The following is a 16,274-nucleotide window of genomic DNA, read 5'->3' on the forward strand; positions in this document are numbered from 1 at the left end:
ATTATTATTGGAAAAATGACTGCGAAAAAGCGATTGAATGGTATGAAAAATCTGCTAAGCAAGGGCATTACTGGGCTCAATGCTATCTTGGAGAATTATTATATGAACAAGAAAATGACCACAATCAAGCTGTTTATTGGTCACATCAAGCTGATTTACAAGAAAATGACTATAATGACAATGATAATCTTCCTCTTCAAGCTAATCCAAAATATTTTAAAAATTTGACTCAAGAATCGTGGAAAATTGTACTACATTGGTATGAAGTTGCTACCGAAAAAGGAGATTATTTGGGGCAACTGCATTTGGGCATTTGTTATAATGAAGGTTTGGGTGTAGAAAAAGACACCGAAAAAGCGTTGTTTTGGTTGAAAAAATCACTTGAACACGGGTGTATAGAAACATTTCGATATCTTGAAGAAACTAAAATCCTTGATTTTAAAAATCCGTATTACGAGCAAATCCGAAAAGTGGAAGATGCAGAACCCTTAAAATCAGAATTTATACAAGAATGGCTTTCTGCTAATCAAGAATTATTTAACAAAGTGGATAATCCTGACTTTGAAGAACAGTTCCAAGTATTTAGTTCTTCGGTAGTTAAAAAAAATCAAGTTTCTTATATCTTTTTTCAGTTTTACCGAACTTTCCAAGACTTATTGAAAGCCCCGTTAGAGGTATTTCGTGATTCTTTAAATGAATATAGGTCAATAATGCAGGGTAAAAGGTTGATATCTTATAATGATTGTTGTGGTGAAAATTATTTAATCCCTGAAAATTTAGAAGAGCTTTTTGAATGGGTAATTAAAAACCAAAATCAACCTAAACATTTTGATTGGATTCTGTACAAATTTGGTTATCAAGGGTATAATTATGGAATAATAGAAATTTATGACCCTGACTTTCAAGAACTATTTGATTTTAGCCAAATACATTGTAGTTATCTCGATACAAATGAATTCAAGGCTTACTGTGAAAATAAAAAGTAAATTCTTTTTAAATTTTAATTTTATTACAATGAAAAAAATACTACTATTTATTTTAATCACTTGTACTTTTGCGGGTTATAGCCAAAAGCTAAACCTCAAAAAGCTCATCAAAGAAGCTAACAAAGGCAATGTAGAAGCACAAACGGAGCTTTCCCACCGATATTTCAACGGTAAGGGAGTCAAACGCTCATACGAGCAAGCTATATTTTGGTTGGAAAAACCAGCCGAAAACGGTAATGTGGAAGCACAATTGCAGTTAGTCGACTATTATTTTGAAGGAAAGAAAGTCCGAAAATCCAATGAAAAAGGCGTTTTTTGGCTGGAAAAAGTTGCCGAAAGCGGAGATGCCCAAGCACAATATCGGCTTGCCACACATTACAAAAAAGGGCTTGGCGTTAAAGAATCTCCTGAAAAATACGTCTATTGGCTCAATAAAGCTTCTGAAACTATTGTTGAAGCTCAAATCGATTTAGCTCATTGTTACAGAAATGGTTACGGCGTTGAGCAACACCCTGAAACGGCTTACCGTTGGCTTGAAAAAGCTATCGAACAAAATAGCCTAAAAGCTCAATTTCTCTCTGGTTTGTGGAAAATTATGGAAGAAGAGAAAACAGACAATACAGACAAAGAAGCCTTTGAAATTATTCAAAAAACTGCCGAGCAAGGATATCCTGAAGCTCAATTTTTCATTGGTGTGTCATATCTAAAAGGACAGGGTATCGAAAGGTCAGTAGAAAAAGCCGTAGATTGGATTGAAAAATCTGCCAAACAAGGGCATCCAAAAGCACAGGCTTATTTGGGATATTTCTTTCAAAAAGGTCTCGGAGGGCTTCCCGTTTTGCAAAAAAAAGCGGTGTATTGGTATAATTTAGCCGCCAAACAAGGAGATGCCGAAGCTCAAAATTTTATGGGGTTATGTTATAAATATGGTGATTGTGTTAAACAATCCGACAGAAATGCCGTGTATTGGTATTCCCAAGCTGCCAAACAAGGAAATTCATCGGCTCAAAACAATTTGGGAGTTTGTTATGATACGGGGAAAGGCGTAAGCAAATCCCAAGAAAAAGCCATTGAACTGTATAAAAAGAGTGCCAAAAGTGATGATAATGAAGTGCCTTTATATAATTTGGCGATAAACTATTTATATACAAAGAACCATAATTTAGGAATGGAATATTTGCATCAATCTGCCGAAAAAGGACTTCCAAGTGCTTCAAAAAAGATAGGCGACCTGTATTATCACGGACGGGGGTATAGACAATCATATGAAGAAGCTATAAAACAGTATTATATCACATTGGAAGACAGTAAGAAAGATAGTATTTTAGAATATGACGGTTCTAAATTCAGTCGGTATATTCGGACATTAACTGATTATAGCAAAGCGGATATTTATTTCAAACTTTCAAAATGTTACGAAAACGGAAAAGGAGTCACAAAATCAGATTCTGAGGCTCTCAAATACGCTATAAAATCAGCCCATATTTCTAATGAAGATGCTTTTCAATGGCTATTAAAAAAGGCTGAAACAGGAAACAGCGAAGCCCAATTTCAAGTGGGGATTTGTTATTGGTATGGTCGGGGAGTAAAAAAATCAGATGCAAAATCCTTTGTGTGGGTTAAAAAAGCTGCCGAGCAAGGGCATTCAGAAGCTCAAAATCAATTGGCTTTTCACTATCAGCAGGGTATAGGAATCCCAAAATCAGTTGAAAATATGTTACTTTGGGGTGAAAAATCAGCTAAACAAGGTAATTCTACCGCTCAATGGAATTTAGCACGCCATTATCTGAATCTTTTGCAAGACAACGTTTTAACAACAGATGAAACCAAAGGAATGAGTTATTTACAAGCATCTGCTAAACAAGGAAATAGTAACGCCTTAAATAATTTAGGAATAATTTATGATAAACAACAAAAGTATAAAAAAGCCTTTGATTGTTTCTTATCGTCCGCTAAAGACGGAAATCCTCACGGGCAATATAATTTAGGGAGATGTTATGAGAACGGAATCGGCACAGGACAATCGTATGAAAAGGCTTTGGAGTGGTATGAAAAATCAGCCAGAGAAGGAAATATTTCTGCTCAATTTCATTTGGGAATGTTGTACCATTTGGGGCAGGGTGTAAGTGCGTCAGCGTTCAGAGCATTGAGTTGGTTTGAAAAAGCCTGTGAAAGTGAGCATACAGAGGCGTGTAATTTGTTAAAGATATTAAAAAAATAAATCCACCCGATTAAAGGTGGATTTATTCCAAAATTTTTCTAACCAAAAAGCCACTTTACCACTGTTAGGTTTTGCTCAACGTAACTTTGCTGTCCGAATTACTTTCAAAATGATGTATCTTTAAACCTCTGTGTTGAGCGTAAATATCAATCCATTTTTTGAATTGAATTTTACTAACAAATTTACTTTCCGTAGGGTATTTTGTTGTAAAATCAGTGTATAAAATGCCTTTTACTTTGGTGATTTCATCCTGATTATCAGAGAAAATAAACTGACTGTCGGCAAATGCTACAAACGAAGGACTCGTTTTTCTTATTAGTTTATTTTCTTGTAAATTAACAGATTGAATGACGGTTATACCTTTTTTTAAAAATTCTTGGCAATAAAAAGCCATATCAAGAAAAAAAGCGTTCCACTGTTCTTGATTCCAATCGTCAAAAAAACGGCATTGAAAATCATCCATTGGGCTAAATTCCTCATTGTAATACGGAGTAATTTCAATCTCAATTTTCCTTCTTTCATCAGAATTACCTCCCGAACCCATTACCATATAATTTGAAGTAATAAGCAATTTAGGGCTTAATTCAAAAGGAAGTGTATAGGCTTTTTTGTATTTTTGTTCTACGGACATATCACCCGTAACCACCGAATAAAACATTTCAAAGTCAAAATCACGTTTAACATCATCAAGGTTCATCACTCGGTGAGTAAAATCCAAATCTTGATAAAAAAATCGCCCCGAAGATAAATTTTTCCCATCCTTTGTCAGCGTTTTAGTCATCTTGGCAATAGCTTTACCTATCAAAGATTTACCTGTTCCTCCGTTAGACTCTCCTGAAAAATCTATTTTTTCATCAATAAGAATCACCGCTTTGGTAAAAGATGCGTCTTTATATCCGTGTAACAAATAACCAATACTGGTAATGAGTTGGTTGTACCTGTCAATATCCTTATTGGTAACATTTTGCAAGAAAGCGTTGAACATTGAACTTCCGTATAGATAATTTTCGTCAGGCATTTTTAAATCGAATTTTATGATTTGACTTTCAAATAAATAGCCTTTTAAGTCTTCATACGGAATCAGTTTCATTTCCGTTTTAGAAACCTGTAAAGCACCATTCCTAAAATAGAAGTAAGCCGTATCAGGTGAATTGATATTCAAGTTGATATTTTTGATAATATCAAATGCCAAATTGGCTTTTTTATTGATGAAATCACCTTGCAGAAACTTCTCCCAAGCTGTTTCGTCTTTGTTCTCTACAAGAAGTTTTTGTTTTACTTCTTGCATTAAATCGGTATCATCAGCTATTTTTAAAATGCTGGAATTTTCGATTTTTACCAATTGGTAAGCTCCTTCGGATAATTGTAATTTTCTGTATCCGAGATTTTCTAAAAATTTAACGACATTTGCCGTTGTAATTTTCTGCTCCATAATTATTGTTTTTCTAGATTAATAACTCTTTTAATAGTGGTAAAGTGGGGATTTTCCCCAAAAATTTTTGTTTTCAAATCATTCTACACCTCCTTTCTTTTAAGTGATTTAGTAAATTAACTTCTTCTTCATTAACAGAAGATACTTTGTTGCTTAACATCCAATTTATCAAATCTGATTTTTCAAAGTAAATTAGCTTTCCGTTAGGTTTATAATGCGGAATAGATTTTTTGTGTGTTAGTTTGTATAACATACTGGAAGATATTCCTAATAAAGCTACGGCTTCTTTAAAATTCAGAACTTCTTTTGAATGAGATTTTAAATCTTTATTTTTCATAATTTCATCAAATATCAAAGTTATATGGTGCAAACTTAGATAGAAGTATGAAGGTGTAATATATACTTTACCTTTACTTGTCAGGTAAAGGTAAAACAAAAACACTATTGTTTGATTTTCAGTGTTTTGTATGAAGATAAGTTAAAGGAGGGTAAAGATAAAAAGCAACCTGTAAAGATTGCTTTTTGTATTTTGAAGTTATATTTCGGAAATAATTGTTTCTATTTCTCTATGATAATCGGAGGTTTTGAATTTGTTTCTGAATTGAGAAAGCGATTGTTTTATATTTTCAAAGGGTGCAGCATCATTTTTCCTAAAAACATACTCTATTTTTCTTCCAAAATCAAAAGGGTCAATATTTTGAATATACTCTTTTTGCTCTAATTGTTCAATAAAATCAAAAACACTTGCTTTTGAAATTCCTTTATTTTTGGATTTTAGTAGCCAACAGATGCCTTGGGTTATTTCTTTACCTGTAAAAGCATTTATAAATTCTTGTTCATCAGCCTCAATGAATGATTTTTCAACAAGAAGTCGATGTAATTTTTTGATTTTTCTCAATTTTTCATTTCCTTTTCCCAATATCCAAATAAATGAATCATAAACACTGCTGTTCAACGACATATCGGAAGTATTAGGAATGAGGTAGGATATAAAACTTTGGATATATAGCTCTAAAAAAGGATAATCTTTAAAATTTCTTTTTGCTTTGAGAAGAAATTTTTTCAGTTTCCCCACTAACTCCTCTTTGTAATATTGAGGATTTACACCTTTGTGAGTTATGTCAAGAATATCTGCATCCACGATTTCCTTACATTTTAAACATTCGTCATACACTTTTTGTTTAAATGTGGTTTCAAAATCATAGATTTCTTCCTCTATTTTTACCATTTCAGAATCAGTGATACTACACGTAATTCTGCATTTATCCTCATCTATATCCACATAGAAAGCTTTATATAAATCTTTAGGAAAATCTTCTATAAACTCTTGTTTTAAAATTTCCTGATTTTTTGTAAATAACTTTTCAAAATATGCTAACGGATTATCGGTTGTCATAATTTGTTTTTTTTTTGATGGTATGTTTTTTTAAAATTGTGTTACCTATGTGTTACCCAAAAAGAAAAAGCACCTACAATTAATTTGTAAGTGCTTGATTTTCTTTGCTCCCCCTACTGGACTTGAACCAGTGACCCTCTGATTAACAGTCAGATGCTCTAACCAACTGAGCTAAGGAGGAATGTTGTTTTCTTGATTGCGGTGCAAAGGTACTACTTTTTTTTATTCCTGCAATAATTTTGTTAAAAAAATATGGTTAAAAAATGTTAAAATTTATGTTTTTATTGATTTTCAATGTGTTATAAATTGTGTTTTTTACTTGTTTTCAGTCGGAATTGATTGCTTTGTGTAAAAATTTTTGAGTAGCACCGCAATTTTCAGCAATAAATTCAGCGTTTATAGTACCCATTTTTTTACGTTTATAGGCATCTGCAACTAAAATTGTCATCGTTTTTTCAAACTGATTCGCATCAGAAACCGAAATTACGCCACCTTTTTCCACCAAACTTACCGCTTCCGAAAATTTTTCGTAGTTCTTACCGATAATCACCGGAATGCCAAAAACCGCCGGTTCTAAAACGTTGTGCAGACCGCTATTTCCCATTCCGCCGCCCACATACGCAATATCGGCATAGCTGTACACTTTGGTCAAAATTCCGATAGTATCCAGAATAAAAACTTCATAATCAGCTAAGTTTTTTCCTTCCTTATCCGAAAAAAATACCGTTTTTCGGGAAATTTTCCGACAGAACGTATCCACTTGCTCAGGCTTCACATTGTGCGGAGCGATGATAAATTTCACGTTTTTTTCTTCTAAATAATTGATATACTGCAAGTAAATCGCCTCGTCGCTTTCCCACGAACTTCCGAAAACAACACAAAGCGAATCTCCCTTAAATTCCTCAATGAAACTCAGCGAATTATCCCTTTTCAAAATTTCAGAGACACGGTCAAAACGCGTGTCGCCACTCACAGTTATGTTCTCAAAACCAATGGATTGCAATAATTTTTCCGAACGCTCATTCTGAACAAAAAAATGCGTAAACGAATGCAAACAATCACGCATCAGCTTGCCGTACCATTTGAAAAAAATCTGATTTTCGCGAAAAATTCCCGAAAGGAGAAACGTTTTTATTTGCCGTCGTTTTAGTTCTTCAAGGTAATGAATCCAAAATTCGTATTTTACAAAAATTGCCATCGACGGATTAACCGTTTCGATGAATTTTCGGGCGTTTTCGGGCGTATCGAGCGGTAAATACGTGATAATATCCGCATCGGGGCTGTTCTTTTTCACTTCGTAACCCGATGGAGAAAAGAAAGTTACGATAATTTTTTCGCCTCGTGCTTTGAGCGATTGAATCACCGGAAGCCCTTGCTCAAACTCGCCCAACGATGCCGTATGCACCCAAACATAATTTTCATTTTTCCGAATATTTTTTTTCAAAAAATCAAACACATTTTTGCGTCCGTTTACAAAAAGTCGTATTTTTTTGTTGAATAACGCTATGATTTTGAGTAAAAAACCGATTATATATATAGATAAGGTGTATATGGCTTTCATCTTGAAATTATTTTTGGGCTAAAATAGACATTTATTCAAATTTGTTCATTATTTTTGCGAGATATTTTTCCATACGGAATTATTTTTTCGTTTCCGATTTCTGTTTATTGAAATAGAAGTCTGATTAACAGATAAATATACAAGAAAAACATCGCGAGCAAATGAATCGTTTTTAAGTTTTTGCAAGCGATTTAAAATATAAAAAATGAAAAAAATACAAATGGTTGACCTATCGGGTCAGTATCAAGAGATTAAAAACGAAGTGCAGGCTTCGTTTACCGAAATTTTAGAAAGTACGGCGTTCATTAACGGTCCGCAAGTACATTCGTTTCAAAAAGAAATGGAAAATTATTTGGGCGTAAAACACGTTATTCCGTGTGCCAACGGAACTGATGCACTGCAAATTGCGATGATGGGGCTCGGGCTAAAACCCGGTGACGAGGTCATCACTGCCGATTTTACTTTCGCCGCTACCGTTGAAGTAATTGCCTTGCTGAATCTTACCCCTGTTTTGGTTGATGTGTATGACGATACATTTAATATTAATATTGAAGCGATAAAAAAAGCCATCACCCCCAAAACAAAAGCGATTGTTCCGGTGCATTTATTTGGGCAACCTGCTGATATGGAAGAGATTATGAAAATCGCAAACGAACATAATTTATTTGTGATTGAAGATAATGCACAAGCTATCGGGGCAGATTTCACGTGGAAAGACGGACGAAAACAAAAAGTAGGAACCATCGGGCACGTGGGGGCAACTTCATTCTTCCCATCAAAAAACTTGGGCTGTTATGGTGACGGCGGAGCGATTTTCACCAATGACGATGCGTTGGCTCATACCTTGCGAGGAATCGTAAACCACGGGATGTATGTGCGTTACCATCACGATGTGGTGGGCGTAAACTCGCGTTTGGACTCGTTGCAGGCTGCCGTGCTTCGGGCAAAATTACCACATTTGAACACTTACAACCAAAAACGCCAAGAAGCCGCAAAAAAATATTCAGACAGACTTAAAAATAATCAGAATGTAGTAACTCCTTTTATAAGAGAGAGTTACGACCACGTTTTTCATCAATATACTTTACGGATTTTAAACGGAAAACGCGATGTTTTGGCACAGAAATTTACTGAAAATGGCGTTCCGTTCGGGATTTATTACCCGATTCCATTGCACGCACAAAAAGCCTATGCCGATACGCGTTACAATGAAGCCGATTTTTCGATTACAAATCAATTGGTTAATGAAGTAATTTCGCTTCCGATGCACACCGAATTGGACGACGAACAAATCGATTTCATTACCAAAATAATTAATGAAACTGTTTAAGATTTTAATTTTAAGGATATTTTAAATTCAATAAAAATCAATTCAAATTATTCAAAATTAGATTAATAGAAGAAATAACAAAATAAAAATGAGTAAGACAAAAATGCCTTGGCAACAACGCCCCGAAGGCTGTACAGATGTGATGTGGCGATACAGCCAAAATCCGATTATCGGTCGGTATGATATCCCGACTTCAAACAGTATTTTCAACAGTGCCGTAGTGCCTTTCGGTGACGGATTTGCGGGGGTTTTCCGTTGCGACAATAAAGCCGTGCAAATGAACATTTTCGCGGGATTCAGCAAAGACGGAATCCATTGGGAAATCAATCACGAACCCATCGTAATGAAAGAAGGAAATACCTCGATGATTGATTCGGATTACAAATACGACCCTCGTGTGGCGTGGATTGACGACCGCTACTGGATAACGTGGTGCAACGGCTATCACGGCCCCACCATCGGAATTGCCTACACCTTTGATTTTAAGGAGTTTTTTCAGTGTGAAAATGCCTTCTTGCCTTTCAACCGAAACGGCGTATTGTTTCCTGAAAAGATAAACGGAAAATACGCAATGCTTTCACGCCCAAGCGATAACGGACATACACCATTCGGTGATATTTATATCAGTTATAGTCCGGATATGAAATATTGGGGCGAGCATCGTTGCGTGATGAAAGTAACGCCGTTTGAAGACAGTGCGTGGCAATGCCTTAAAATCGGGGCGGGAACCGTGCCTTTTAAAACGCCCGAAGGATGGTTGATGTTTTATCACGGTGTGATTCGTACTGCCAACGGGTATCGCTATTCAATGGGAAGTGCCATTTTGGACGAAAACGACCCGAGCAAGGTGAAATACCGTACGCAGCCGTATCTTTTGGCTCCTGCCGAGCTTTACGAACTAACGGGCGATGTTCCGAATGTGGTTTTCCCGTGTGCGGCGTTGCATTCACTTGAAGAAGACAAAGTGGCGGTGTATTACGGTGCAGCCGATACAGTGGTGGGCGTGGCATTCGGGCATATTTCCGAAATCATCAAATTCACGAAAGAAAATAGTTTGTAGGGTTTTAAATCCAACAAAAAAGGGAAAAGTGTTTTTGCGCTTTTCCCTTTTTGTATTAATTTATTTCCTTTACATTGAGATGTTTACACCCAGTTTTTGGGAAATCATTTCACTTACTTTTTCTTCCAATGCGGGTATTTTAACGCTTTCTAAAACCGTGTTGGCAAAGGCATAAGTTAAAAGTGCCTCACCCGATTTTTTCGGAATGCCCCGTGTTTGCAAATAAAACAATGCTTCTTTATTGAGTTCGCCCACTGTACATCCGTGTGAGCATTTTACGTCATCGGCAAATATTTCGAGCTGCGGTTTGGTGTTGATGGTCGCTTTTTCCGATAGTAAAATGGTGTCGTTCTGCTGGTAAGCATTGGTTTTTTGAGCAATTTTTTCAACCATAATTTTCCCGTTAAATACTCCCGAACTTTGGTCGCACAAAATGGCTTTGTAATCCTGATGGCTTTCGCAGTTGGGTTGGGCGTGATTTACAAGTGTATAATTATCAACGTGCTGCGTACCGGAAAGAATGCTAATGCCTTTTAAGGTAGATTCCAAATGCTCGCCGTGATGAAGGAAGTTGAGGTTGTTTCGTGTCAGGTTACCCCCAAACGAAAAAGTGTGCACTGACGCGTTGGAATTTTCCTCCTGTGAAATGTAAGTATTGTCAATCAATGAAGCGTTTAAATGGTCATTTTGGATTTTGTAATAGTCCAAAATAGCGCTTTTTCTCACGAAAATTTCGGTAACGGCATTGGTTAAAACGGCGTTTTCAGAGATGTTTTGATGTCTTTCAATGATGCGTACTTGGGCATTTTCACCCACCTCAATAATATTGTGAGGTTGGTAACAGGTGGCACCCATTTTTGTATCGGTAGCGATATAAAGTAGTTCTATCGGTTTTTCAATTGCTTTATTTTTAGCTATATAGATACAAATTCCGTCGTGGGTAAAAGCTGTGTTTAGAGCTGTGAAAACATCGTTTTTACGGGTTTCTTTGTTGAAATAATTACCGATAAACTCAGGAGCGTCGTTTGACTGTAAAATTTCAGCAAGTGGCGACACCATAAATTCGGTGATATTCGCGTCAGAAAGTTCTTTACTGAAAAATCCGTTGATAAACACGAATTTATAACTGTTTTCATCTGTGAAAAAGCCACGGATTTGCTCCAAACTCACCGTTGTTTGTTCTCCTTTAATTGAAAAATCATTTTTCAATAAAGCCGAAAGCGAGGTGAATTTCCACGCTTCGTCTTTGCGGGTAGGGAAGCCCTTTTCTTTGAAAACCGCAATGGCTTCTTCGCGGCTATTTTGTAATACATCTGCCTTATTTTCAAAGGAAGACAACCATTTTTCTTGTAAATTCATCTTTAAATTTTTTCAGTTTGTGATTCTTAATCAGGTTGCTTTTGGCGCAACGAAGTACAACCAAAAGAACCAAGGCGCAAATGTAAAAAAAATACGTGAAATATTATCGTTTTTAGGGCCGTAATTCCAAAAAGGATATTTTTGTTTTACTAACACACCGCAAAACGACGTTAAATCAGCTAAACGAATCACTTAAATATGTTCATTTCTTCTTTATATACAGGGCTTTCAACCGATAGGAAGTTCAGCACGCTGTGAAATACATGATGTTGCGTTGCTTCCGTGAGCTGTTTTACATTTTTATTACTGTCGTTAAGCCACACGATGAATGGGATTTCATACTGTTCTTTGGGAGCGATGCTCATTGGTAGCCCGTGCATATAGAGGTTCTTCTCGCCAAGCGACTCCCCGTGGTCAGATACATACAACATTGCCGAACGATACTCAGGTATGTCCCTTAAAACTTCAATGGTTTGATGCAGTAGATAATCGGTATAGACTATCGTATTGTCGTATGCATTGATAAGCTCCTCTTGGGTGCACTGGGCAAGTTCCACACTGGTACAAACGGGCGTGAATGCTTCAAAGCGTGGCGGATACTTCTTATTGTAGGTAGGTCCGTGGCTGGTGCTCGTGTGTAAGATTACCAGAACTTTTGGTTTTGTACTGCTTAGAATCTCTTCTTTTAGTCCCGCTAGTAAAATCTCATCATATTGGCAACTTTCACCTTGGCACTTTTCCCGCAGGTACGAGCCATCTTGATACTTGGCTATATGAACCGGTGGTTCTCCGGAGTTAGTCGTGCGCCAGATTACTTCCACATCGTTTCGGTGGAGGTAATTAGGCAGTATCTCATAGAGGTCGCCGGTGTTCTCGTGTTCCAAAATGCACTTCACGCCCGCAGTAGTGTACGTAGCACACGAGCTGGCAGGGAAATGAAATAGGTTGTCGGTCTGTGCCAGTAGGGGGTTGGTATTTTTTGGGTATCCGTAGAGTGAAAAGTTTTGCATTCGGGCAGACTCACCGATTACCAAAACAAACACCGCCTTCTCATCATCTTTAATTGTAGCATCCGGAAGCCGTATTTCCTCCCGATTTGCCTGATGTTTATGTACATAAAACAGCGACGTATTCACAATGTACGACCACGGCATTACCAAACCTCCCAAATACTTTGAATGTTTATCAATCCAAAGCACATTGCCGGCATTGATGACAACCATCAGCACCATAAACAGCAGGGTCAGACCCATATTGCGGGCAAAGCGCTTAAAGGCAGGCTTGATAACTTTTGCCCTTACTATGTATATGGCAGGAAGCAAGCCCAAGAAAATTACGTACGCCACCAGCTTCCACGAAAAAAAGCTACTCGACTCTTCATAGTTCGTGTTAAGTACATTGCCAATCATACTCTCATCAACAATAATGCTATACGTATTGATGAAGTATACGGCTATGGAGCTGATAATGAATAACAATGCGAGTATCACTTTGCCTATGCGCCTTGAAAGGTACACCAACAAATAAAAAGCAAAGGCATTGGCAACGATAACCAATACCAGCAAACTTATAATCAAGAGTGCGCCGTTAAAGCTCTTGTAGTTGATATTTTCAAGAACAAACCCAAAAAAGGGGTAATGGAATAAGGCAAAATTCAGTATGCTTAGTATCAGCACGAACCGAAGCAAACTAACTTCGCCGGAGATGGTATCAATGAACTTTTTTAACATAACTTTTTACGATTAGATATAAGGAAGCCAGCAGGCTTATCAGCGGAAAGTAGTATATCATTAGGTTCTCTTTGGCTATCTTCTTACCCAAAAAAGCCAAACTCCCTATAAATAGCAATGCGAAGAAAGGACGTGCATTTTTATGTCCTACCCATTTGAAAATCGGGTATCGGTTTGTTATCCAAATCCCTAAAACTGCCGATGTATAGCCAAGGCAACAACCCGTAAGCACATCAAGCGGGTGATGCGCACCAACCCCCACGCGTGATAGCGCTACAAAAAAGCCTACGGCTACCAGCCCCAAAACAGCCAGATTACGAACCATTGGCGATTTATGCAAGCTACCCACGAATGCATACATAAGCACCGTAAGGGTTGTGAATATGGTAATGGAATGACCTGAAGGCAGACTTGAATAGCCTACCAAGGTCTCTCCAATGATATGAACCTGCTCCTCACCGAAGATAGTAACAGGGCGCGGAATATCAAAAAACTCTTTCAATCCTTTTGAAAATAAGAGCGATAGTGATGAACCCGTCAGTAAGGCTTCCCATATTTTGGGGGCATAGCTTATAAAAATACTCAGTAGCGACAAGGCAATAAAAGCATCACCCAGTTGCGTAAGGTTGTATTCCAAAGCCGGAAACTGCGATAGCTTGGCGTTGAGTGTAAAGAACGATTCCTGCTGAAACTCCACATACCCAAGTGTGCTGAGGTTTCCGTTAGTAAACAACAAGACAGCCATTCCCACAAGGATACTTATCGGGATCAGCAGAAGAATTGGCTTTATTTTAGCGTAATTTTCAGTAACTTTCGTATTCATTAGCCGGTACACATTGTTAATGATATAAATTAGAACCTGTTTTATACGGGAGAAGTTACCATTTGCACTAATTTTGGGTAGATGCAAGTTGGTAACTTTCTCAATTGGTGGTTAGTTTTTTAATATTTTTTCCTGTCGGTTGATAGATTCTTGGTGAATAGACTTAAAGATATGCGTGATAAACTCCTCACTCAACCCTCTTTGCTGCCCTTCAAGTATCATCTTTCCTAAAAGCGCATACCAACGTGAGTTTTGAAGCACGGCAACGTTCTTTTCGCGTTTAAGCCTACCGATATCATCGGATAGCGACATACGTTTCTTCAACATATCCAACAATTGTTCATCAAGCACATCAATCATTGAGCGCAGTTCTCCGAGCCTGCTCTGGTAGTCCTCCTCCGAAGTGGTTTGCTTCCGCACTTGCAGTTGGCTCATAATCTCAATCAACTTTTGGGGGGTAACCTGCTGGGGGGCATCACTCCACGCTTGTTCGGGGGTGATATGCGTTTCTATCATTAGTCCGTCAAAGTTTAGGTCAAGGGCTGTCTGTGAAACGTCGAACACCATATCGCGCTTTCCGGTAATGTGCGAAGGGTCGCATATCAAAACCAATTCCGGGAACTTGTGCTGTAATTCAATGGCTATCTGCCACTCCGGAATGTTTCGGTACTTGCTTTTCTCGTAGGTAGAAAACCCGCGGTGAATCACCCCGATATTCTTGATATCGGCTCGTAGCAATCGCTCAATAGCACCAATCCAAAGCGGAAGGTCGGGATTGACAGGATTTTTGATAAGGACTATCTTATCGGTTCCTTCCAATTCATCGGCAATTTCCTGAATGATAAACGGACTCACGGTGGAACGCGCACCTATCCACAACATATCAATATCGTGTTCAAGGGCAAGTTTAACGTGGTCTTTATTAGCTACTTCAGTGGCGAGCTTCATTCCGGTTTCTTGTTTTACCTGCTGTAACCACTTCAAGCCCAATGCACCAACGCCCTCGAACATACCCGGACGCGTGCGTGGCTTCCAGATGCCGGCACGGAAATAAGTTACATCGGTGTCTTTCAGCTGATGTGCCGTTTTCAGCACCTGCTCTTCGGTCTCGGCACTACACGGACCTGCAATCACTAAGGGATGCGATAAGCCCAAGCTCATTAGCCATTCTTTATTTTCGGTTGTTATTTGCATCAATAGTATATGTATTTTCCTGTTTTTAATAAGCTGTTTTCTCTTACCTTTGTCAAAGTTACAAACTTTGACAAAAGTGTTGCGCGCTACTTATATCCCTTTTAACACGTTCTAAATCCCCCTTTGAAGGGGGTAGAGGGAATGTTCTTTTCCTATAGTTTAACTCCCTCTGTACTGCCCATATTTTTATTTGATGCAAGCTGACCCAATCGCTGTTTATTAGCCGCAATGGTATCGCTTATCAGTTTGTTAAGCAGGCTCACAAAGTTGGCAGTCTCGGGGGTTTCGTGCAACAGATGGGCAGCGAAGGCATACTTCGATAGGTCTCTGTACAGCGGATTGGTCTCCTTCCGAAGCTCTCTGAAACTAATCAATCGGTTGGCAACTTGGCTCTCGGCACGTCCGTCTGATAGCTGTTTGTATTCCTGATTGGTAGCCTCTAAAACCTCCACAGTTTTGGTAAGCCCCAAGGTGCGTACCAGTGGTTTGTATTCCGGCTTGGAAAGGTCATTAATCATTGCATTGATAAACTGTGTTTTTTGATTAACAGGCAGTTTGTTAATGTTTTTTTGATTTTTACTGATGTTGTAAAGCACAGTTGCTGCCGCCTTTCGGTTTTCATCAATGCTGTTGCGTTCCAGTCGGAAGGCTGACAGCAAGAATGATACCAATTTTTTGCGCTCATTGTCAAGGTCGGTCAGTTTTTTAGTCTCCTGACTGGTGTAGCTCTGACCGATGATTTCCGTAAGCAAAGCAAGTTTTTGCTCAATGGCAGTAATCAGCGCCTCTTCAATGTATAACTTTTCAAGGGTAGCCTTTTTTGCAAGGTTTATGACCCGTTCCATAAACTGAGCATATTCACCACTGCTTAGTTTCTCTAAGTTAATGCTTTTAATGTCTGTAATTTTTTTCATATCTGTGCGTTTTGCGATTGTTAAATCTGTTCACAAGGCAAAGGTACAATAATTTTTTTACTATGCAAGCAAATGGCGATTTTTATTTTTAATAAAGCGATTATTTTTTTAATTCTTATATTTTTTAGTGTTTTTTAGCTAATAGTAATATTGTGCTTATATTATTTTTAATTTTTATATAGTTGTCAGTTGTCATATTGGTAAACTATCCGATAGTTTAAGTATATGCTTATTGTTATATTGGTAAACTATCCGATAGTTTAAGTAT

13 protein-coding genes and 1 tRNA gene are annotated in these 16,274 nt (G+C 37.7%); 4 read left to right on the forward strand and 10 right to left on the reverse strand.

Annotated elements, in window-relative coordinates; all coding sequences use genetic code 11:
• Positions 1 to 986, forward strand: a 986-nt coding sequence (locus Q4D72_RS10545) for a tetratricopeptide repeat protein (protein ID WP_303077827.1), incomplete at its 5' end; no start/stop codon positions are given.
• A 28-nt stretch (positions 987 to 1,014) separates the two neighbouring features.
• The gene (locus tag Q4D72_RS10550; RefSeq protein WP_303077828.1) at positions 1,015 to 3,207 is read left to right on the forward strand and encodes a hypothetical protein; all 2,193 of its coding nucleotides are present in this window, start codon (positions 1,015 to 1,017) and stop codon (positions 3,205 to 3,207) included.
• 64 nt (positions 3,208 to 3,271) lie between these two features.
• Here Q4D72_RS10550 and Q4D72_RS10555 read toward each other — a convergent pair whose 3' ends face one another.
• From Q4D72_RS10555 to Q4D72_RS10575, 5 genes are all read right to left on the reverse strand, one after another.
• A complete protein-coding gene (locus Q4D72_RS10555) occupies positions 3,272 to 4,639 on the reverse strand; it encodes a primase-helicase family protein (protein WP_303077829.1) in 1,368 nt (455 codons plus the stop codon).
• Positions 4,640 to 4,712: 73 nt separating this feature from the next.
• Positions 4,713 to 4,976: a helix-turn-helix domain-containing protein gene (locus Q4D72_RS10560; RefSeq protein WP_303077830.1), complete on the reverse strand. Its 264-nt coding sequence runs from the start codon at positions 4,974 to 4,976 to the stop codon at positions 4,713 to 4,715.
• A 198-nt stretch (positions 4,977 to 5,174) separates the two neighbouring features.
• Complete coding sequence (locus tag Q4D72_RS10565; RefSeq protein ID WP_303077831.1) at positions 5,175 to 6,035, reverse strand: hypothetical protein; 861 nt, start codon at positions 6,033 to 6,035, stop codon at positions 5,175 to 5,177.
• 107 nt (positions 6,036 to 6,142) lie between these two features.
• A tRNA-Asn gene (locus tag Q4D72_RS10570) sits at positions 6,143 to 6,216 on the reverse strand.
• Between the two features lie 144 nt (positions 6,217 to 6,360).
• Positions 6,361 to 7,587 carry a 3-deoxy-D-manno-octulosonic acid transferase gene (locus tag Q4D72_RS10575; RefSeq protein WP_303077839.1) on the reverse strand — a complete coding sequence of 409 codons (1,227 nt, stop codon included), beginning with the start codon at positions 7,585 to 7,587 and terminating at the stop codon, positions 6,361 to 6,363.
• A gap of 214 nt (positions 7,588 to 7,801) precedes the next feature.
• On the opposite strand from Q4D72_RS10575, the gene Q4D72_RS10580 reads away from it, so the two are divergent.
• Both Q4D72_RS10580 and Q4D72_RS10585 read left to right on the forward strand, forming a co-directional pair.
• Positions 7,802 to 8,926, forward strand: a complete 1,125-nt coding sequence (locus Q4D72_RS10580) for a DegT/DnrJ/EryC1/StrS aminotransferase family protein (RefSeq protein ID WP_303077832.1) — start codon at positions 7,802 to 7,804, stop codon at positions 8,924 to 8,926.
• Between the two features lie 88 nt (positions 8,927 to 9,014).
• Entirely contained in the window at positions 9,015 to 9,986 is a 972-nt protein-coding gene (locus Q4D72_RS10585) for a glycoside hydrolase family 130 protein (RefSeq protein WP_303077833.1), read from the forward strand.
• Positions 9,987 to 10,055: 69 nt separating this feature from the next.
• Here Q4D72_RS10585 and sufD read toward each other — a convergent pair whose 3' ends face one another.
• The 5 genes from sufD to Q4D72_RS10610 form a co-directional block, all read right to left on the reverse strand.
• A complete protein-coding gene (gene sufD, locus Q4D72_RS10590) occupies positions 10,056 to 11,345 on the reverse strand; it encodes a Fe-S cluster assembly protein SufD (protein ID WP_303077834.1) in 1,290 nt (429 codons plus the stop codon).
• Positions 11,346 to 11,533: 188 nt separating this feature from the next.
• Positions 11,534 to 13,075 carry a phosphoethanolamine--lipid A transferase EptA gene (gene eptA / locus Q4D72_RS10595; RefSeq protein ID WP_303077835.1) on the reverse strand — a complete coding sequence of 514 codons (1,542 nt, stop codon included), beginning with the start codon at positions 13,073 to 13,075 and terminating at the stop codon, positions 11,534 to 11,536.
• Complete coding sequence (locus Q4D72_RS10600) at positions 13,056 to 13,898, reverse strand: phosphatase PAP2 family protein (protein WP_303077836.1); 843 nt, start codon at positions 13,896 to 13,898, stop codon at positions 13,056 to 13,058. Before Q4D72_RS10600 ends, eptA begins: the two co-directional genes overlap by 20 nt.
• A gap of 111 nt (positions 13,899 to 14,009) precedes the next feature.
• Positions 14,010 to 15,092 carry a bifunctional 3-deoxy-7-phosphoheptulonate synthase/chorismate mutase type II gene (locus tag Q4D72_RS10605; protein WP_303077837.1) on the reverse strand — a complete coding sequence of 361 codons (1,083 nt, stop codon included), beginning with the start codon at positions 15,090 to 15,092 and terminating at the stop codon, positions 14,010 to 14,012.
• 152 nt (positions 15,093 to 15,244) lie between these two features.
• Complete coding sequence (locus tag Q4D72_RS10610; protein WP_303077838.1) at positions 15,245 to 16,006, reverse strand: DUF6261 family protein; 762 nt, start codon at positions 16,004 to 16,006, stop codon at positions 15,245 to 15,247.
• Positions 16,007 to 16,274: the final 268 nt, after the last annotated feature.

Origin of the sequence: Capnocytophaga sp. (genome assembly GCF_030532915.1) — a bacterium.
GTDB lineage: Bacteria > Bacteroidota > Bacteroidia > Flavobacteriales > Flavobacteriaceae > Capnocytophaga.